The organism is uncultured Metabacillus sp. (assembly GCF_947503125.1).
Taxonomy (GTDB): Bacteria; Bacillota; Bacilli; order Bacillales; family Bacillaceae; genus Metabacillus.
Genome location: NZ_CANNCR010000062.1, coordinates 1 through 21,329 on the forward strand (window position 1 = coordinate 1; position 21,329 = coordinate 21,329).

At 37.3% G+C, this 21,329-nt stretch carries 17 protein-coding genes and 1 pseudogene; 16 read left to right on the forward strand and 2 right to left on the reverse strand.

Translation table 11 applies throughout. The features are described 5' to 3' along the window. Nucleotides 1-341: 341 nt before the first annotated feature. A complete protein-coding gene (locus tag Q1B07_RS22620; RefSeq protein WP_299094275.1) occupies nt 342-1,187 on the forward strand; it encodes an aldo/keto reductase in 846 nt (281 codons plus the stop codon). 125 nt (nt 1,188-1,312) lie between these two features. Here the strand turns inward: Q1B07_RS22620 and Q1B07_RS22625 are convergent, their stop codons facing one another. Continuing rightward, on the reverse strand, nt 1,313-2,227 hold the full coding sequence (locus Q1B07_RS22625) for an AraC family transcriptional regulator (protein WP_299094277.1): 915 nt from the start codon (nt 2,225-2,227) through the stop codon (nt 1,313-1,315). Nucleotides 2,228-2,431: 204 nt separating this feature from the next. Between Q1B07_RS22625 and Q1B07_RS22630 the strand changes: the two genes are divergently transcribed. From Q1B07_RS22630 to fbp, 3 genes are all read left to right on the forward strand, one after another. Then, entirely contained in the window at nt 2,432-3,412 is a 981-nt protein-coding gene (locus Q1B07_RS22630; RefSeq protein WP_299094278.1) for an aldo/keto reductase, read from the forward strand. 178 nt (nt 3,413-3,590) lie between these two features. Then, entirely contained in the window at nt 3,591-4,772 is a 1,182-nt protein-coding gene (locus tag Q1B07_RS22635; protein WP_299094279.1) for an MFS transporter, read from the forward strand. A gap of 543 nt (nt 4,773-5,315) precedes the next feature. Next, nucleotides 5,316-7,250 carry a fructose-1,6-bisphosphatase gene (gene fbp, locus Q1B07_RS22640; RefSeq protein ID WP_299094280.1) on the forward strand — a complete coding sequence of 645 codons (1,935 nt, stop codon included), beginning with the start codon at nt 5,316-5,318 and terminating at the stop codon, nt 7,248-7,250. A 127-nt stretch (nt 7,251-7,377) separates the two neighbouring features. Here the strand turns inward: fbp and Q1B07_RS22645 are convergent, their stop codons facing one another. Then, nucleotides 7,378-7,527, reverse strand: coding sequence for a BH0509 family protein (locus Q1B07_RS22645; protein ID WP_299833787.1), 150 nt, complete (start codon nt 7,525-7,527; stop codon nt 7,378-7,380). A 361-nt stretch (nt 7,528-7,888) separates the two neighbouring features. Here Q1B07_RS22645 and Q1B07_RS22650 point away from each other — a divergent pair, with 361 nt between their 5' ends. The 12 genes and pseudogenes from Q1B07_RS22650 (at nt 7,889) to Q1B07_RS22710 (ending at nt 20,915) form a co-directional block, all read left to right on the forward strand. Then, nucleotides 7,889-8,176, forward strand: a complete 288-nt coding sequence (locus Q1B07_RS22650; protein ID WP_299094283.1) for a phospholipase — start codon at nt 7,889-7,891, stop codon at nt 8,174-8,176. 225 nt (nt 8,177-8,401) lie between these two features. Next, nucleotides 8,402-9,325 (forward strand): cation diffusion facilitator family transporter, encoded by a 924-nt coding sequence (locus tag Q1B07_RS22655; RefSeq protein WP_299094285.1) that lies wholly within the window; start codon nt 8,402-8,404, stop codon nt 9,323-9,325. A 279-nt stretch (nt 9,326-9,604) separates the two neighbouring features. Beyond that, nucleotides 9,605-10,036: a hypothetical protein gene (locus tag Q1B07_RS22660; RefSeq protein ID WP_299094286.1), complete on the forward strand. Its 432-nt coding sequence runs from the start codon at nt 9,605-9,607 to the stop codon at nt 10,034-10,036. Between the two features lie 409 nt (nt 10,037-10,445). Beyond that, the gene (locus Q1B07_RS22665) at nt 10,446-11,339 is read left to right on the forward strand and encodes a TauD/TfdA family dioxygenase (RefSeq protein ID WP_299094288.1); all 894 of its coding nucleotides are present in this window, start codon (nt 10,446-10,448) and stop codon (nt 11,337-11,339) included. Between the two features lie 118 nt (nt 11,340-11,457). Beyond that, nucleotides 11,458-12,825 (forward strand): LLM class flavin-dependent oxidoreductase, encoded by a 1,368-nt coding sequence (locus tag Q1B07_RS22670; RefSeq protein WP_299094290.1) that lies wholly within the window; start codon nt 11,458-11,460, stop codon nt 12,823-12,825. 66 nt (nt 12,826-12,891) lie between these two features. Next, nucleotides 12,892-14,361, forward strand: coding sequence for an ABC transporter permease subunit (locus tag Q1B07_RS27100; protein WP_366945266.1), 1,470 nt, complete (start codon nt 12,892-12,894; stop codon nt 14,359-14,361). Between the two features lie 288 nt (nt 14,362-14,649). Beyond that, nucleotides 14,650-15,705, forward strand: a complete 1,056-nt coding sequence (locus Q1B07_RS22685) for an Ldh family oxidoreductase (RefSeq protein WP_299094292.1) — start codon at nt 14,650-14,652, stop codon at nt 15,703-15,705. Next, a complete protein-coding gene (locus Q1B07_RS22690) occupies nt 15,698-16,414 on the forward strand; it encodes a FadR/GntR family transcriptional regulator (protein WP_299094294.1) in 717 nt (238 codons plus the stop codon). Before Q1B07_RS22685 ends, Q1B07_RS22690 begins: the two co-directional genes overlap by 8 nt. After that, on the forward strand, nt 16,411-16,821 hold the full coding sequence (locus tag Q1B07_RS22695; protein ID WP_299094296.1) for a tripartite tricarboxylate transporter TctB family protein: 411 nt from the start codon (nt 16,411-16,413) through the stop codon (nt 16,819-16,821). The genes Q1B07_RS22690 and Q1B07_RS22695 overlap by 4 nt, the downstream gene beginning before the upstream one ends. A gap of 63 nt (nt 16,822-16,884) precedes the next feature. Beyond that, nucleotides 16,885-18,406: pseudogene (locus tag Q1B07_RS22700) on the forward strand (tripartite tricarboxylate transporter permease). Between the two features lie 30 nt (nt 18,407-18,436). Beyond that, nucleotides 18,437-19,450, forward strand: a complete 1,014-nt coding sequence (locus tag Q1B07_RS22705; RefSeq protein WP_299094297.1) for a tripartite tricarboxylate transporter substrate binding protein — start codon at nt 18,437-18,439, stop codon at nt 19,448-19,450. 205 nt (nt 19,451-19,655) lie between these two features. Further along, on the forward strand, nt 19,656-20,915 hold the full coding sequence (locus Q1B07_RS22710; RefSeq protein ID WP_299094299.1) for a DUF445 domain-containing protein: 1,260 nt from the start codon (nt 19,656-19,658) through the stop codon (nt 20,913-20,915). Nucleotides 20,916-21,329 lie beyond the last annotated feature (414 nt).

Sequence of the window (21,329 nt, forward strand, 5' to 3'; positions counted from 1 at the left end):
GCGGACACCTCGTACTATACCAAGAGGGCTCTTTTTGTTTCAATCCTCAAATTTCTTCATTACAGGAATGGCTCCTATTTATTAAATTTTGATCCAATTTATTAAATAGCCTTTGAAAATATCTTCACTTTATACCTATTTAGAATATTTTTTTAAAAGGGATGGTTTGATAAATCAACTTACACCCAGGAGAAAAAAAATGCTCGAATCATAGTATGTAAGGTGGTTTACAAGAATATAATTATGTAAACTGAACTAAGAATATCCTAAAAGTTTTCAAAAAGGAAAACAATTCATAACTATGGTACCCTTAAGATATTAAGAGTAAGGAGTGATAGATGATGAGTATGACAATTCCTGAAGTAACCCTCAATGATGGTATAACAATTCCGGTTATAGGCCTGGGTACATATACTCTTAAAGGTAGTCAGGGCGCCAATGCGATTCAATATGCAATTGATGAGATAGGCTACCGGTTAATCGATTCGGCTTATAATTATGAAAACGAAGGAACGGTAGGGGAAGCTGTTAGACGCAGTTCTGTACCAAGAGAAGAGTTGCGAATTACATCCAAATTACCAGGTCGCTATCAGGCTTATGATCTTGCGGTAACGACGATTCAAGAATCCTTGTACCGTGCAAATCTAGATTATTATGATTTATACCTCATTCATTGGCCAAATCCTAAACAAGGTAAATATGTGGAAGCGTGGCAAGCATTAATTGACGCTAAAAAGCAGGGACTTATCCGTTCGATTGGTGTTTGCAATTTCCTACCTGAACATCTTGAACGTTTGGAAATGGAAACAGGTGTTAAGCCAAGCATCAACCAAATTGAATTACATCCATTTTTTAATCAAGCCGAGCAAAGAAATTGGCATGAGGAGAATGAAATTACTACTCAATCCTGGAGTCCATTAGCACGTGCGAAAGAAGTTTTACATTATGACACGCTTCAAACAATTGCACATCATCATAACAAGTCGGTTTCACAAGTGATCTTACGCTGGCATTATCAGCTCGGAGCTGTTTCAATTCCAAAATCTTCATCACCTGAACGACAACGAGAAAATATCTCAATTTTTGATTTTTCTCTTGATGAAACAGAAATGAACATGATTTCAAAGTTAACCAGACCTGATGGAAGACTGAAAAATCAGGATCCTGCTGTTTATGAAGAATTTTAATGATTAATATATATTTTTAAAGCAAATCGTCCTCCAAATTAGGAGGGCGATTGTCTTATTTTTGTTGACATAATTTTGTATTGGCACACAACCACCATTACATTTATTTTGTTAGAGTAGTAGATTCATGCATTGATCTTTTGGTTGAATTTCTCCCTCATGCGCTTAATATCTTCTCTTGGCGGAAGACCAAACATACGGGAATATTCACGACTAAATTGTGATGGACTTTCGTACCCTACACGAAATGCGACATCAGCAGCATCTGTTGATTCCGACAATAATAGACGTCTAGCTTCCTGTAGTCTCAGTTGTTTTTGGAACTGAATCGGGCTCATCGCGGTGATTTCTTTAAAGTGTCTATGTAACGAAGCAGCACTCATATTTGCTAGTTCAGAAAGCTCCTCAATAAGAAAAGACCTGTCAAAGTTATTTATTATATATTCGACAACGTCCCTAATTCGATAGGTATAACTTCCTTCTATCACTATTTGTTTTAAGGTATTTCCATGGGGACCCTGAAGAACCCGATAAAGAATTTCTTTTGTGAACAAAGGAGCAAGTACCGGGATATCTTTTGGATTGTCCAGCAAACGAGCTAACCTGACAACAGGATCAATCAGAGAAGGTTCGATTTTGCTGACAAAAAGTGCCCGTTTTAGTCTATTTTTTGGTTCAACTTCTATTTCAGAATCGCTTAAAACCTCCAAGATTTGATTCGGTGTAAATTCAAGTTTGAGTGCCAAATACGGAACGTCAGGAGAAGCATTTATAACTTGTCCAGTGACCGGCAAGTTAACGGATGCAACAAGGTAATCAGCAGGACCATATGTAAAGCGCTCTTTTGAGAGCAATATCTCCTTCTCACCTTGAATAACCATGCAAAATGATGGCTTGTAAACTCCATAAAGTGGTTCGGTAACAATTGATTCACGAATAAAAAATAATGACGGAACAGCGGTTTTATGAACACCGTCCTGTCCTGAATAACGTTCGATAAGTTTTGCGAGTTCATTCTGATTGTCAATTCGCTCAGACATAAATGACTCTCCCTATTTCTTTCGTCTTTGATAGTTTCATTCTATAGCAAATTCGATAATTATGTAAGTGGTTATGAGAGGATTAGGCAAACATTTGATACGAATGTGATAACGGTTGCTTTTTCCTTTGTAGGATAATTAAAGTACATAAGATAAAAAAACATCTTTAGAAATGTAAATGCTAATAAAGGAAGGTGTATGAAAATGCAATATATGAAACTTGGAAATACAGGCTTGGATGTATCCCGGCTTTGTCTTGGTTGTATGAGCTTTGGTGTAGCAGAGCGGTGGATTCATCCATGGGTGCTTGATGAAGAGAGCAGCCGCCCTATTATTAAAAAAGCTCTTGAGTTAGGAATTAATTTTTTCGATACGGCGAATGTCTATTCAGACGGAACAAGTGAGGAAATCGTAGGAAGGGCTTTAAAGGATTATGCAAATCGGGATGAAGTTGTTTTAGCTACAAAGGTTTATTTTCCAATGCATGAAGGTCCAAATGGTTCCGGGCTTTCCCGAAAGACAATCATGAGTGAAATTGATAATAGTCTTAAAAGACTGGGAACCGATTATGTCGATCTATATATTGTCCACCGCTGGGATTACGATACACCTATAGAAGAAACGATGGAAGCACTCCATGATGTTGTGAAGTCTGGTAAGGCAAGATATATTGGTGCTTCTGCTATGCATGCATGGCAGTTCCAAAAGGCATTGCATGTAGCAGAGAAAAATGGCTTGACACGGTTTGTCTCAATGCAGAATCATTTAAACCTCATATACCGTGAAGAGGAAAGGGAGATGCTGCCGCTTTGTAAGGAAGAAAAAATCGCGGTGACACCATATAGTCCGCTTGCATCAGGGAGATTGACACGTGATTGGTCGGAAACAACGAATCGTTCGAAAACCGATCAAATTCAAAGATCCAAATATGATGCGACTGCTGGTGCTGATCGATTGGTCGTGGAGCGGGTTGCAGAAATTGCAGAAAAACACGGCGTTCCCCGTATTCATATCGCACTTGCTTGGTTGTTGCAGAAAGAAACAGTAACAGCTCCTATAATCGGTGCTACGAAAATCTCTCATCTTGAGGATGCAGTAGGTGCTCTATCGGTTACGTTAACACCTGAAGATATTAAAAGACTAGAGGAACCATATGTACCCCACCAAATAGTTGGGTATAAATAAGATGAATCTTTATAAATTCTCCGATTCCACTGAAAGATTTTTATTAATAATATAAATGATCATGTTAGTCTTTTTTGGGTAGTGAAAGCCCTGATTTCCTTAAACATTGAAGGAAATTGGGGTATCTATGTGTAGTGATACAGCAAAAGACAGTATAGTTTGTAGGGAGGTATGCAACGTGGAGCGATTATGGACAAAGTCATTTATTTTTATGATCTTAGGGATGTTTTTCCTATTCACTGCTTTTTATATGCTTTACCCAACGCTGCCGCTTTTTATAAATCAAATAGGCGGCAATGATACACAGGTCGGTCTTGCGATGGGTGCTTTTATGTTATCTGCCGTTATATTCCGACCTATTGTAGGGGGACTTTTGGATCGGTTCGGCAGACTCCCTTTTATCATCGGTGGTTTAATTCTTTTCGCTTTATCGATGTACATATATAACTGGATTACCGGTATCGTTGTTTTGATGGGACTTAGAATATTTCACGGGATGAGCTGGGCTATATCTACAACTTCAATCCTTACGGCAATTACAGATATGATTCCACCGACCCGTCGTGGAGAAGGGTTGGGGTGGTCTGGTTTGGCCACGACCTTTGCAATGGCAATCGGTCCAATGTTCGGTATATGGGTTGCCCAGAACCTATCGTACCATGCTCTGTTTTTAATTACAGTCGGCTTCTCAGTTGTAGCGTTACTCCTTATAATAAGAACAAAAATTCCTTTTCAGCCGCAATCTGACTCAAGAAAAATCGAGTTTTTCGATAAATCGGTTCTGCCTGTCACGGTAACAGTCTTTTTTCTATTTATTGCTTATGGTGGTATTACTACCTTTGTTCCGTTGTTTGCTGATTCGATCAAGGTTAATTCCGGCACTTTTTTTCTGATCTATGCCGCCACGCTTGTCCTGATTCGTCCCATTTCCGGTAAACTTTCTGACCGGTATGGAGAATCGAAGGTCATTGGACCAGCACTTATTGTAACGATTTTAGCTTTGATAGTCTTGGGATTCTCGACAGGATTCTTCGGTGTGCTTATTTCGGCGGTGCTATATGGCATTGGCTTTGGATCCGCACAACCTGCCCTTCAAGCCTCAACGATCCGTCTCGTTAGTCCAGACCGAACAGGTGTTGCCAATGCCTCTTTTTCGACTGCAACGGACCTAGGTATCGGGCTTGGTGCAATGATGCTAGGCTTGGTCTCACAGCAAACAAGCTATCAAGTGTTGTTCACGGTCAGTGCCTTGTCTGTTGCTTTTTCACTACTTGTGTTCACTTTTTCAGTGAAACGTTTATTACAAAACAAAGGGCTTAGCTCCCCGAACACTAGTTCTCTACCTTCCAAAACAGGTTGATACACCTCATTTTGTCAATCATTTATTTTAATCTGAATAAAGAATGAGAGAAGATTCTCTTAAATGTCCCCAGCATAAAAAATAAATCGAGGCTTTATCAAAAAGGGACTGACCCTTTTGATAAAGCCTCGATTCATTAAATTCAGAAAGTTACTTTAGCAATCACTTATGCTTGTAATACACTTGGTTGTAAACCCTATAAACTTATTATAGTGATGATCAAAATCATTTAGCACTCCGTTTTCCTCTTGACCATTATTCCAATGCCTATTAAAATAGCAATTATTCTAATATTTCAAACATCTTCAACCATACTTTAAATCAATGAAAATTAGTAAATGTAAATTTTCCCCTCTCAAAGTGTAGCCTATTATGCTTTTTACGTTTATTATTAAGAGGAATGAGTTTGTTTTGAACCGCAAACAAAGACAATAAAAAGATAAGGTTAGATATCATTTCGATTTATGTTTTCTATTATAATGAAACTATTTAATCGAAATCTTTTCATAATAAAATGATGAGCATTGAAAGGGGATACATGTTTTGGACAAAAAACACCTAGATTTACTGGCCAAAATCTATGATAGTGAAGAAAAAGTGGTAACTGAAATTATTAATCTTGAAGCCATTCTTAATCTACCAAAGGGAACAGAACATTTTGTCAGTGATTTGCACGGGGAGTATCAAGCCTTTCAACATGTGTTAAGAAATGGGTCAGGGAAGGTAAAAGAGAAAATTGAAGACATTTATAAAAAGGTGCTAACTGAAAAAGAAATTAAAGAATTTGCCACATTAGTGTATTATCCTGAAGAAAAAATTCAATTAATTAAAAATAATTTTGACAACGAGCAAGAATTACACCAATGGTACACAGTCATCATTGAGCGGATGATAAAGCTGATTTCTTATGCCTCATCCAAATATACACGTTCGAAATTACGAAAAGCATTGCCTGCTCAATTTGTTTATATTATTGAAGAACTGTTATACAAAACAGATGAATTCACGAATTTTAAGGAGCCTTATTATTCAAAAATCGTTCAGCAAATCATTTCCCTCGGACAAGCCGATAAGCTCATTATAGGTCTTGCCTATACGACGCAGAGATTGGTTGTTGATCATCTTCATGTCGTGGGGGATATTTATGATCGTGGTCCTGAGCCTGATAAAATTATGGAGGCTCTTATCAATTATCATTCTGTCGATATTCAATGGGGAAATCATGATGTTCTATGGATCGGTGCTTTTGCTGGTTCAAAGGTGTGTCTCGCGAATATTATTCGCATCTGTGCACGCTACAACAATTTGGATATTATTGAAGATGTGTATGGCATCAATCTTAGACCTCTCCTTAATTTAGCTGAGAAATACTATGGAGACAATCCAGCATTTAGACCGAAAATTCAAGCAGAGGATAAAGTTACTGAGGAAGAAAAGATACAAATTACAAAAATTCACCAAGCGATCGCAATGATTCAGTTCAAGCTTGAAAGTCCTATTATAAAAAGACGCCCGAACTTTAATATGTCAGAAAGGCTTTTACTAGAAAAAGTGGATTATGACAAAAATGAAATCACAATTCAGGGGAAAACATACCCTCTAGAAAATACTTGCTTTGCAACGGTTAATCCTGAGCAGCCTGATCAATTGCTGGAGGAAGAAGAGCAAGTGATGGACAAGCTGTTATTTTCCGTTCAGCATTCCGAAAAGCTTGCTAGACATATGAATTTCCTCATAAAAAAAGGCAGTCTTTACTTAAAATATAACGGAAACCTATTAATCCATGGCTGTATTCCTTTAGATGAAGAAGGAAATATGGAAAAAATGGTCATAGAAGGCAAAACCTATGCAGGTCGTGAATTACTTGATGTGTTTGAACATTATTTACGTTACTCTTTTGCACATCCTGAAAAGACTGATGATCTTGCTACAGATATGGTCTGGTATTTATGGACAGGGGAATATTCATCACTCTTTGGGAAAAGAGCAATGACCACGTTTGAAAGGTATTTCATTAAGGATAAGACAACCCATAAAGAGAAAAAGAATCCATATTACTATTTGCGTGAAAATGAGGAAACATGCCGTAAAATCCTCGCAGAGTTTGAACTTGATCCTGAGCAGGGTCATATCATCAATGGGCATACACCTGTGAAGGAAATTGAAGGAGAAAATCCAATCAAAGCAAATGGAAAAATGATTGTCATTGATGGAGGCTTCTCAAAGGCTTATCAAAAAACAACCGGGATTGCTGGGTACACATTATTATACAATTCCTTCGGTATGCAGCTTGTCGCCCATCAGCATTTTACGTCAAAGGAAGATGTTCTATTAAATGGAACAGATGTATTATCCGTGAAAAGAATCGTTGATAAAGAACTTGAAAGAAAAAAGGTTCTAGAAACAAATGTTGGAGAGGAATTATTACAGGAAGTATCGATTTTGAATAGTTTGATGGAATATCGCTATATGAACTAAAATGGCCTTCTTATCATACGGTAACAAGCAGGATTCATGAGTCCTGCTTGGTTTATTTTTGTCCTTAAAAATGTAGAAAGCTTTTGTACTCGGTACAAAAGCTTAAGTTTATCATTAAATTTTCATATTACATATAGTCATAGCAAGAATCTACAAAATAGAGCCAATGGTAATATTCAATCTGTGAATCTGTCATTTTAGCAATTTCTTTTTCATTGAATTTTTGTTTTTCTAATAATTGCTTGACTTTGCTATCTCTTGCTAGTTGGCTCATCATAAATCCCCCTTATAGTATAAGAAGTAGTGAAGTAACTACATTCTGTAAACGCCTTCTTAATGATTTCTTATTAGTATTATATATCTCAAACTGAGATAAAACCAATATCACTTTGAGATATATTTGTTGGAACTAATATAGAAAAGTTATTTATTGCTTCTTTTGTCTAGATTCAGCTGTAAAAAGAGGCAAACATGACAACTCTTTTGAAGGTTACCGTGTTTTTAGTTAAAAACTAATGGCGTTAAAAGTCTAGCAGTTAATGAAATCAACCGACAAAATCTATGTAAAGTAGGTATCTAAACATCCTCCTTTCAAGAAATCTTCATATATATAAATGAAGGAAGGAGATGTGGGAAGAATGTCAGCGCGGAAACGAAAGCCGGGGTTTTGTATATTTCCAGGTTATAGATGGTGCGGTCCTGGCTGCAGCGGATCAGGTGCTCCGATTAATGATGTTGATGCTTGTTGTCTAATGCACGATAAATGTTTAAGCAGGGGGCGGTCCATATGTCAATGTGATCGCGAATTTATAAATTGTTTGCGCTCAAAAATTAACCATCGTACAGAAAAGGGAAGAAAAGCAGCGATCATGTATGAATACATGAAAATCCAAAGCCTATTTACTTGCGGCTTTGATAAAAAGTAATGGAACGAGGATAATATTTAGGATCGGAGTTGCTAAAGGCAGCTCTTTTCTAATTTAATCCATCTTTTTGTTTATGTACAGTCAAACCAGTTTTGTTAGTATTTAAGGTTTTCTTTTTACATAAAAGGAAATAATTTCAGAAAAAGTAAAAATAGTCTTGCACATTTTAACGAGTTATTGGATAATTTATATATGAACATATACTCATATACGGAGGGAGTATAAATGGGACACTCACATAGCCATAGCCATGGTCATCATGGACACCATCATCATTCAAGTAATAATAAGGTTGCATTAAAATGGTCTTTTATCATCATTGCTACGTATATGATAATCGAAGTGATCGGTGGCATTCTGACTAACAGCTTAGCGCTTTTATCAGATGCTGGTCATATGTTAAGTGATGCTGCTGCATTAGGCTTAAGTTATTTAGCACTTACATTTGGTGAAAAAAGTGCTTCTCTTTCCAAAACATTTGGTTATAAACGCTTTGAAATACTCGCAGCATTCATCAATGGAATAACGCTTGTCTTGATATCACTTTATATTTTCTGGGAGGCATACCAAAGGATTCTAAATCCTCCAGATGTTGTTAGCGGCGGCATGTTAACGATCTCGATTATAGGCCTTGTTGTTAACATTCTGGCAGCATTTATCTTAATGAAAGGAGACAAGGACGAAAATCTCAATGTAAGAAGTGCTTTCTTGCATGTATTAGGTGATATGTTAGGGTCTATGGGAGCAATAGTTGCGGCATTACTCATCATGTTGTTTGGGTGGAATATAACAGATCCTATTGCAAGTATAATTGTTGCACTATTAATTATTGTAAGCGGCTGGAGAGTGACGAAAGACTCTTTCCATATATTGATGGAAGGTGTCCCATTAAATATTGACGTGGAAAAGATAAAAGAAGAGTTATTAACCATTAAAGAAGTGAAAGATGTTCATGATTTACACGTTTGGTCGATCACATCCGATTTTCCATCATTAAGTTGTCATCTTGTCGCAGAGCAGAATGTAGTTCATCAAGATTTACTTGCAAAGGCTAAGATGATATTACATGACAAGTTTCATCTTCATCATACAACGATTCAAATTGATGTTGAAGGTTATACATGTTCAACAGGAGATCATTGTAATTAATTATACAAACTTATTCAAGAGATCGTATAAGACTTTAGATAAACCCCATTTCAAAACAAAATTTTGGAATGGGGTTTATGTTTTACATAAAAATCTTGTATACTGTAGTTGACAGGTAGGAATAATAGGATTTATAATGTGAAATAAGATAAATGCCGATCGCACAAACGAAGGCCTAACCTTTTTAAGGTTAGGCCTTTTTGTTCTTTAGATGGGCAACTCAACTAGATGGAAAAACGAGAGACAACTACTGATCAAATAATAATGGGGAGGTCAAAAATGACAAGTACATTGTTAATATCAGAGTATCCTATTCATACACAAGAAATTAAATTAATCATTCAAGATAGTAAGAGTCAGGGAATTGAAACGGAATTGATCTCACCAAAAAGCTTTCACTTAGATGTTCTGTTTGATCATCAATATGGGCATCCAAAAGTAAGACTATTTAAAAAACAAGTAGAAGCTTCGAATCAAATATATGTCGTCTTTCAAGCTTGGAATAAACCACTATTATGGTTGATAAGCGCTATGTTCAAATTTATATCGATAGAAGAATTGAAAAAGAAAAACATCGTGCCCGTCGTTATCACGGAAGCAAAGACATGTAAAAATGAGGTTTATAATAATTTCTCTGCTATTTTCAAAGATTATTTTAATACAGCCTATTCAAAATGGATTTTTATCCAAAAAGAATTAATCAATATATAAAGTGTATATAAGAGTTAATTTCCAAGAGAATCCGCACTGTAGTAGAGGCCGCCCTAGTTTTTGACTGCCTCTAGGGTCTAGTCAAATAGGAATTGAAGGTAAAGAACACCTTCTATTCCTATTCGCCTTATGCTAGTCGCCGAATGCTAAGCACCTTGCGCTTTTCTTAAGAATTTGTGTCAGGTTCCCAACCTTTCGATAAGCAGGCAACTAAGCCAAAACTTATGTTGTGATCTTCTAACCATTTCTCTACTGATATATCCTGCTAATCAAATAGGTATTTAAGTATATAATCGCTAATATGTTGACCAGTCTACTGGAAACACCTCATGTTCTTTAAAGGAGGTGAATTTGCAGTACGGTTTTTATTTATATGTTGATAGCAGCTTATAAATGAGGAGGAAAAGAAATGAGTTTATTAAGAGAATCTTCTAAACATGTAAAAAACATTGAAATTCAACCGATTGCTGGTCGTATTGGTGCTGAAGTGAAAGGTATCCATTTATCGGGAAGTTTAGACACTGAATCGATCCATTTTATTAAAGAAGCTCTATTAAAATACAAGGTGATCTTTTTTAGAGGGCAAAATCATCTTACTGATCAAGAGCAAGAAGCCTTTGCAAAGCTTTTTGGCGAACCGATCTCACATCCTACCGTTCCAGTAAAAGAAAATACAAATTATTTATTAGAACTAGACTCTAATAAAGGGGGAAGAGCAGATTCCTGGCATACGGATGTTACGTTTACACAAGCCTATCCGAAAGCCTCCATTTTACGAGCTGTAAAAGTGCCTGCTGCAGGCGGAGACACAGTCTGGGCGAATACAACATCAGCTTATAATCGACTTCCAAAGGAATTAAAGGATTTAGCAAATTCACTTTGGGCATTACATACAAATGACTATGATTATGCCTCCAGACGCCCAAATGTTTCAGAAGAAGATCTTGATCGACATAAAAATATTTTTGTTTCAACATTATATGAAACAGAACATCCAGTCGTACGAGTACACCCTGAGACAGGAGAAAAAACATTGGTCTTAGGCCATTTTGTTAAAAGAATTTTAGGTTTATCTTCATCCGCATCCCATCATATTTTTTCTTTATTACAGGATTATGTAACAGAGCTTGAAAACACTGTTCGCTGGCATTGGCAGGAAGGCGATGTGGCATTTTGGGATAATCGGGCAACACAGCATTATGCAATCAACGATTACGGCGAAAGCCATCGAGTAATGAGACGGGTAACTTTAAAGGGAGAAATTCCAGTTAGTATTGATGGAAAGAAAAGTGTCCAAAAATAAGCGGGAGCATTTTGTTATTTACAATCTCAAAGTTAAATTTGCTGATCGGTCAACCGAAGGCTCTTCCATATTTGGAGGGGCCTTTATTTATATAAAAATGTAGAGGAGAGTGTAAAAGATGAGTAAGTCAAAACGTCAAATGAAACTGGGAGCATTTTTCATGATTCCTGGTCATCATGTGGCAGCCTGGAGACATCCGGAAAGTGCTGCAGAAGATGTGCAACAATTCAAGCTGTATAAACGCCTTGCTGAAACAGCGGAAAAAGGAAAATTTGATATGATCTTTTTTGCCGATGGTTATGCCATTAATGATCAGTTAGAGTCAGCTATTGAACATACGGTAACCGTTCGACCAGAGCCGCTTACACTTCTGTCAGCTATATCTGCGGTAACAACGAAAATCGGACTTACTGCCACTGTTTCTACAACTTACAATGAACCCTTTCACGTTGCCAGAAAATTTGCTTCACTTGATCATATAAGCGGAGGGCGTGCAGCATGGAATGTCGTGACCTCCTCACAAAATGCTGAAGCGTTAAATTTTAATAAGAATGAACACCTTAAACATGCTTCTCGTTATGAACGAGCAGAAGAATTTGTTGATGTAGTGAAAAAGCTATGGGACAGCTGGGAGGACGATGCCCTGCTTATCGATAGAGAATCGGGCAGTTTTGCCGATCCTGTGAAAGTACATGAGATCAATCATCAAGGAAAGTGGTTTTCTGTAAAAGGACCATTAAATGTATCGAGACCTGTTCAAGGGCATCCGGTCATTATTCAGGCTGGATCATCTGAAGCGGGAAAAGAATTAGCAGCGAAAACCGCTGAAGTTATTTTCACTGCATGGCAAACGTTAGAGGAGGCTCAGGCATTTTACAAAAGTGTGAAAGGAAGATTAGCGAAATATGGGAGATCCCACGATGAGTTGAAAATTATGCCTGGTGTGTTCCCGATTGTGGGACGCACAGAGGAAGAAGCAAATGAAAAACAGGCATTATTGAGAGATTTAATTCCGGAAAAGGCGGGAGTCGGATTATTATCAGCACTAATAAGCTATGATCTATCTTCCTATCCAGTCGATGGACCGCTTCCGGATTTGCCTAATATTTCAGAAATTAATGGCGGAAAAAGCCGGTTCCAGCTTCTAAAAGATATAGCTGACCGGGAACAGTTAACGATTCGGCAATTATATCAGCACATTGCAGGTGCAAGGGGACACAGAGAAATTAAAGGAACTCCTGTCCAAATCGCAGATCAATTGCAGGAATGGTTTGAAAATGAAGCAGCTGATGGTTTTAACATTATGCCGCCATATTTGCCTGGAGGCTTAGAGGATTTTGTTGAATTGGTGATTCCTGAATTACAAAAACGCGGGTTGTTCCGTACAGAATATACTGGAAATACGTTGAGAGAGCATCTCGGACTAAAGCGTCCGCATTCATTTTTTCATATCAATACTGTCTATGAAAAGAGTATTCATTCATAAGTTTAATCCGACTATTCACATAGGTTAAAAAAGTTGCGATTTTTGAAATTGAGAGGAGATAAGCTTGTGAATTCATTGATGAAAGTTACAAGGTTAAGTATATATACACTCTTATTAATACTTGTTTTATTCGGCTGCAGTGCTGAATCAAGCAGCACAGCAGCCGAAAATGATAAAGGTTCAGATGAAAATAAGCTTGTGGTCGATACATTACGTTATTCAGGTTCAGCTGGGCAAGTTACTTTTTGGGAATTAGCAGAGGATTTAGGCTATTTAGATCCCTTAAAACTTGAATGGACGGGCAACTCGACAAGCGGTCCGGAGAATATTCAAGCAACCGTTAGCAATAGCATTGATTTCGGAGGGGCATTTAATGGCGCGATTATCAAGTTAAAAGAAGCAGGCGCCCCCATTACTTCCGTCATTGGCTATTATGGGTCTGATGAACAAACCTTTAATGGATACTATGTATTAGAAGACAGTCCAATTAAGGAAGCAAAAGACCTAATTGGAAAAAAGATCGGTGTGAATACGCTAGGTGCACATCATGAGTTTGCCATTATTGAGTATTTACGCAGAGAAGGATTAACAGAAAAGGAGATTGATGAGGTATCCTTAGTTGTGATTCCCCCTGCCAGCGGTGAACAGGCATTACGTTCAGGACAACTAGATGCGACAACTCTTGGAGGAGTGCTTCAAGATAAAGCCTTGGAGCGGGGAGGGATCCGTCCATTATTTAAGGATACTGATTTATTTGGATCCTTTACAGCCGGAAGTCTTGTTTTCAGGGATGACTTTATTAAGAAAAATCCAAATACTGTTGCTAAGTTTGTGGAAGGAACAGCAAAAGCGATTGAATGGGCTCGAAATACACCTGTTTTCCCGCCATTATCAACTGTTTTAATCGGCTGGTGGGAATTGGCTGCAACAGGTCAATTGATCGAGCATATTACAGCTAGTTTCATCCGGTCTATCATCGGTTTTGGCATTGCGGTCATTGTTGCCATTCCACTTGGGTTAACGATTGGATGGTATAAACGCTTTTCAGATATTGCAAATCCTTTACTTGAAGCTTTCAGGAATACTGCTGCGTTGGCGATCCTGCCTGTTTTTATCTTATTGCTGGGAATTGGAGAAGCATCCAAAATAGCGGTTGTTATTTATGCATGTTCTTTCCCAATTCTTCTAAGCACGATAAGCGCTGTTCGTAATGTAGACCCTTTATTTATCAAGTCAGCGAAATCGATGGCATTAAGTCCAGTGAAACTATTTCTTAAAGTGATCTTGCCAGCGGCTGTTCCGACTATCTTTGTTGGTATTCGGCTTGCGGCATCGTCCTCCATTTTAGTATTAGTGGCAGCTGAAATGATTGGTGCAAAAGCTGGATTAGGATATTTAATTATTAGCTCACAGCAAAACTTTCAGATAGCCTATATGTATTCAGGAATCTTAACGATATCTGCTTTGGGGATGCTTGTGAATACGCTGCTCCTTCAACTTGAAGGAAGATTATCGAGGTGGAAGGTTCATCAGTGAGTCGACTTGAAAAAACAATTGTTTTCACTGTAATAAAATGAATTTCAGAAAATAAGAAATTTTTTCTATTAAAACTGTTGACAAATTATAGGAAGTCACGTTACTATTTATTCATAGTTAACCAATCGGAATAATAAAGGTTCGATCAGACGACTGAAGGCCTTGTAACGTTCAATAAAATGTTTGAACGTTGCAAGGCCTTTTTGTCTTAAATCTCTATTTTTCTTGATTGGTTGGACCATAGGATATGTGACCAATAGATTGAATATCAAAAAGGAGTGAAGGTTCTTGGCGCATAAATTTTTAGTGCACCATAATGGGGACTCAGTAGGTGTGGCTATTGAAGATATTCAAGCTGAGCAGGAAATACAGGGTGTTATTTTAGAGGATGATTCGATCATCACGATTGTATCGAAGGATTTTATCCCTTTAGGGCATAAAATTTCCCTGATTGATATCTTAAAAGATGATTATGTAATTGAATACAGAGAAAAAATTGGCATCGCAACATTACTAGTAGATGGAGATCATGGATTGGGTCAGGTTGCTGCCTATAAAGGGCTGAAAGAAGGAATAAAGACTGCAAAAGAAACAGGAATTGCAGCTGTCGCCATACGAAATAGCAATCATTTTGGGTGTGCATCTTATTATTGTCAAATAGCTTGTGAGGAAGGTCTTGCCTCCATCGTCATGACAAACTCTCCGCCAGGAATCTCGCCATGGGGAGGGAAAAAGGCTTTTTTCGGCACGAATCCAGTCGGGTTTGGGTTTCCTGTAAAGGAATTGCCAAATGTCATTATTGATATGTCTGCAAGTATAGTAGCGAGAGGAAAAATCATTGAGGCAGCAAAGGAAGGGAAAAGCATACCAATGGGATGGGCAATCGATCAAAACGGCTTTGATACAGAAGATCCAACTGCAGCAATCAATGGGGCCATTCTTCCTTCTGGTGGTGTTAAGGGGTATGGCTGGGCACTAGCGATAGAAATCCTAACAGGTATTTTAACCGGAGCTGCATATGGTCCGCATGTCCAAAACATATATCATGATCATCACCAACAATCAAACGTCGGACATTTCTTTATTCTCATTGATATTGAAAAATTCATGCCATATGAATATTTTACAAGTCTTGTTAAAAATATGCTCATCGAATTAAAAGAAGTTCCTAAAAAAGACGGTACAGATACCATCTTCTATCCAGGTGAAAGAAGGGAAAAATCCTATCAAAAACATTTATCTTCGGGGTTAAGCTTATCTCTTGAAGTTGTAAAGGACCTTAGTCTTTTAGCAAAACGTTTCAATATCGAAAATCCCTTTGAAAAAGGGAAATGCGATGTTTGAACATTTAAAGTTTGATCGATCAACCGTACCTAATAGAATTGTAGAAGAAATAAAGGCACTTATTCAAGAACAAAAGCTAAGGCCAGGGGAAAAGCTCCCCTCAGAGAGGGATCTCTCCCTAACATTTAATGTGAGTCGAAATACCATTCGAGAATCCTATAAAATTCTTTCAACACTTGGTTTTATTGAAATAAAGCATGGACACGGAGCTTTTGTTGCAGATGAAGGTAAGAATTTAGCAAATTTAACTGATCAATATTTCATTAGAAGTGATCAATTGGCTGATTTATTTGAAATAAGAAGATTAATTGAAACGAGTGCTGTCATCTGGTCTGTTGAGCGGGCTTCAGATAACCAAATGGATGAGCTTTATCAGTTTGTAAAAGAAACTGTCCTTTTATTAAACGAAAAAAAAGTGAATGATCGTATATTGTCCGAAAGAGATCACACGTTTCATACAAAGATTGCAGAACTATCACATAATGCCATTGCATTCCGAATTATGAACAGTCTAACAGGCCTTTTTAATAAAGTAAGGCAGGAGACATCTAAAATTCCAGATCGAATACACGATTCTTGGCAGGAGCATATTCAAATCGTTGAAATGATGAAGAAACGTGATTCGGTCAAAGCAAAGGAATATATGGAGAAACATTTGCAAAGTGTCGAGCAGACTTTAAAGGAGGAATTAAAAGGAGGTAAGCTATGACTAGTAAGGTATTGAACGAACAAAATATTGGCGGATTTCTTTCTATATTCTTAGGTTTATTATCGCTATATGAAGCTAGCAAATTGAATTCATATGGTCAGGATCTTTTAATTGGTGATCATGTTTTCCCAGGATTAATTGGTATTCTGCTAGTGGTGTTTGGCATAAGTTTAGTTTTTGAAAGAAAAACAGATCGTAAAAAGGCTGATTTAGTAAATCGAAAAACGCGAAAAGTCTTAATTGCCTCTATTTTCATCCTATTACTCTACAGTTTTCTAATTGTAGCAGCAGGTTATGTAATCAGCACTTTGCTAGTATCTGTCAGCTTAATCAGACTAATTAGAAACTATAGTTGGCTGATTGCTATCCTGATTGGAGGAGTGATGACAGCTGTCTTTTATTTATGATTTATCATTTTGCTAAAAACTCCGTTTCCAATCGGTATGTTTACACTATAAGGAGGGAGTTATGTGGAATCAATTGTTTATCTATTAAATGGTCTTAGTGAAGTGCTAACTCCGTCCAATTTGCTGATTGTCTTAATTGGTTCATTGCTCGGGACACTTGTAGGCGTTCTTCCTGGGTTAGGTCCAACTTCAGCCATAGCCGTCCTATTACCGGTAACAACGATGCTGGATCCTGCGCAAGGACTCATGATGATGGCCGGGATTTATTATGGCTCCATGTATGGCGGATCAACAACAGCTATTTTAATGAATATTCCTGGTGAGTCTTCATCCGTACCTGCTACGTTGGATGGATATCCGCTTGCTAAAGAAGGGAGAGCTGGTGCTGCTCTTGGAATAGCTGCTATAGGGTCTTTTGTCGCTGGAATTATCGGATTGATCGGACTTGTTCTTTTCGCTCCGATTTTAGCCGATCAAGCTTTAAAGTTTGGTCCTCCTGAATATTTTACCTTAATGCTCATTGCATTGCTTGTCCTGTTTAATCTAACAGGCTACTCATTTAAAAAATCGTTTATTATGTATGGGGTTATTTGGATTTCTATGTTCTTTAGTTGGAATTGGCGTCACAACTGGTATGCCCAGATTCGATTATGGATTTAGCTTTCTAACAGGCGGTTTTGAAATGATTAGTATGATTATTGGTCTCTTTGCCATCTCTGAAGTATTAAAAGGACTAGAAGAAAAACGCAGTACAAAGAAACATGTAAAGATTAAAGGGGTTTTTCCGACGAAGAAAGACATTAGTGTGAGCAAATATCCGATTATAAGGGGAAGTTTACTTGTTTTTTTCCTTGGCGTTTTACCAGGAATTTCTGCTACGATTACATCGTTTTTATCCTATGATCTAGAAAAGAAAGTCTCAAAGCATCCTGAAAAATTTGGGAAAGGAGCAATTGAAGGAATAGCAGGACCGGAATCAGCTAATAATGCAACAAGCTCAGGCGGGTTTATTCCCCTTTTATCATTAGGAATACCTGCATCACCGCCATTAGCGGTACTATTAGCAGCTCTAATGATTTATGGACTGACGCCTGGACCCATCCTGTTTGAACAGAATAGTGAAATGGTGTGGCTAGTTATTGCCAGTATGTTTATCGGGAATGTCATTTTATTAGTATTGAATCTGCCATTGGTCGGGCTATGGGCAAAGCTGACAGAGGTTCCTTTTGGTATATTAGCTCCTATTATTCTATTAATTAGCATCCTTGGTGCATATTCTGTGAGAAATAGTATGTTTGATGTAGTTGTTGCCATTATTTTTGGCGTTTTGGGTTATGTATTCAATAAATACCAATGGCCCATCATTCCATTTGTTTTATGCTCTGTCCTTGGACCGAAAATAGAGAGCTCCTTTTTACAATCAATGGAAATGTCTTCAGGAAATCTACTTATCTTTATACAAAGACCAATCTCATTAACGATTCTATTAGTTGCTGTGGTATTTTTAATTTTTTCAGTCTTTTTAATGAAAAGAACGAAAAATAGAATTTTGCAAGAAACAGGGGAACAAATGGAATTCTCTTAAGAATAAAGCTATAAATGGGAGGTATTTATCATGAAAAAATTACAATCGATCTTTACAGGTTTCCTTTTAACGGCAGTATTTCTATCAGGATGCGGGGCAAATTCAACAACAATTGCTGATAAATCCAGTGATAGTATCGACTACCCTACTAGGCAAATCGAGCTCGTTGTTCCTTTTGCAGCTGGTGGCGGTGTTGATTTAGCAGCACGTGCTGTTGCTGATTATATAAGCAAAGAATGGGATCAGCCGGTTGTTGTGACAAATAAACCTGGCGGCGGTGGAATCATCGGTGCACAATATGCGTTAAAAGAGGCTAAGGCAGATGGATATACAGTATTAGTTAACAACAATTCCTCGACAACGATGTATGAAGCAGGAAATACCAATCCTACAATCACAAGCAAGGATAACAAATTTGCAGCCAGAATTGCTGAAGGTACACTTGCCTATGCTGTAAAGGCTGATGCAGAATGGGAAAATTTCAAGGAGTTTTCAGAATGGGTAAAGGCTAATCCCGCTGAGTTAACATGGGCCAGTGTTGGTCCAGCTGGTTTTTCCTCTTTTGGGGCAGCGGAGTGGCTTAAGACATTAGGTGTAGATTTTAAGAAAACATCTATGGTTTCTTCTGAGGGGGCATCAGACTCTGCGGCAAAGGTGGCAGGTGGACATGTCATTCTTGCGGTCCATACAGTTGGGGAATTGGCTCCGCTTGTAGAAGCAGGTAAAATTAAACTGCTTGCTGTTCAGTCGGATGAGAGAAGTCCTCTATTTCCAGAAGTGCCGACTGTGAAAGAAGAAGGCTTTGAAGGTTTAACAGTCAAATGGTGGACGGGTTTGTCGTTTCCAGCTAATACGCCAGATGAAATCGTAGAAAAGTGGGATCAAACCGTTCAAAAAATGGAAAATGACCAGCAGTTTATCAAGCAATTGGAAAAAATAAAGCTGTCACCTTCCTATTTAAATTCTGATGAGTTTACAAAAGATGTAAAGAAGGAAACAGAGCGATATATAAAAATTGCGGAAGAAACAGGGATCAGGAAATAATTTTTTCTAAATCGATGGCGTGTGAATTGACACACGCTATTTTTCTATTTAAAAGGAAAAATACCATTTTTAATTGTTGGTTGTCATAAATGAAATATGTTGTCCATTTCCTTCACTTAAAAAGACATTTTAACGAACTATGATGAAATTTGTTAAGTAATTAGGTATAGTAAATGTGGAAATCATTTAAAAATGAGGGAATAGGATGTCACCAAAAACAAAAGAATCAAAAAAAATTGCTAGATATTCATTAATGATTATGGGAGTAGGTTATATAGCAACCATCCCATTTGATGGGTCACTTTGGATTGATTTATTACATGGAGGTTTTGAAGCGGGGCTTGTTGGCGGTTTAGCTGATTGGTTTGCTGTTACTGCTCTGTTTCGCCATCCGCTTGGATTACCAATCCCCCATACCGCTTTACTGCCAAAGAATCGTAAAAGAATGTCAAATGCACTTGTTTCAATATTGAAAAATGACTGGCTTTCTAAGGAAAGCATCCAGGAAAAAGTAAAACACATTCCTTTTACAAAAAAGCTCATAGCCGTGATCGAAAAACAGCTGCAAAATGATCCTTTTAGAAAAGCTCTTATTAAACTGCTCAAGAAAATGATCGGGTACATAGAGGTTGAAAAGCTAACACCATCTATTAAAAAGCATATCATAGAGACACTTTCAAATATGGAAATGGGAAATGTCCTTCAAGTCATAAGTTCACAGCTACTTAAAGAAGAGATAGATAAGAAAGCTTTGGATCACATGTTAAAAAAAGCAGATCATTGGTTACGACAAAAACAAACGAGTCAGCGACTAGGTACCGTTTCCATGAATGTCATCAACAAAATTGAAGCAGATGGAATGCTTCAGTTTGCGCTAAAATCGATTCAAAGTCTACTTAGCGAGGAAAAACTCGGTCAAATCGTGCAAAACCTATTACTAAGTGTCGTAAAGAGTTTGCAAAACGAGGGAGAGCCAAATCGAGAAGCTTTACTTTTATATTTTAGAAAAGAGATTCAAGGTTTGAATGATAATAGGGAGTTAGTAGAGGGAGCTGAGAAATGGAAAAGTCAGTTTCTAGCGAAATGGCAGCCTGATCAAACGATTACGAAAAGTTTGCGGCAAATACAACAAAAGGTATTAGATTTCGTTGATAACGAAGATTTTATAGATATCTTTCTTATTCCATTGAAGAATCGTTTACTATCCATTATTCAGGAAAATAACAAGGATATTGATCACTGGATCCAAAACCAAATTACAGTTTTCATTGAAAATAATCATTCACAAATCGGTAATCTAGTACAGGAGAATTTGGATAAATTAGACACCGAAACACTGATCGATATGATGGAAAATCATATAGGAAAGGATCTTCAATGGATTCGTGTTAATGGGGCAGTTTGTGGTTTTATCATAGGGATTTTCCTTACAGGAGTGCAAGCTTTGTTTAGTTTAGTATCATAGGTTTACTCGTATTTAAGAGTATAGTTCCATACTCTGTCCTTTTGTTTTTAATGAAAATAAATTTAAGTTTAGTTTATAAAAGAAAAAAATGGCATGTATAACTTTTACCAGTTTACACGCCATTTTTAATTTTACTGAACTGTATTCCACCTGAAAAATCAAAATCATTAAGTACCTAAGAATAATTCGACCATGATGAAGACTGAATCCACCGAATTTGGCGTCCTACTATCAGACGCTGTCTTTTGAGTTTTCGTAATTTGCCATCTAAGTAAAGATGGCAAGAGGGATGTTTGTTTTGATGATAAATAAAAAGAATTTCTTCATTTAATTCCTTATTGTTACTGACGCTCTATAATGACAAGAAATTGATGAAATACTTTGTCCATAATCTGACGGAATTATTGGCCGGAA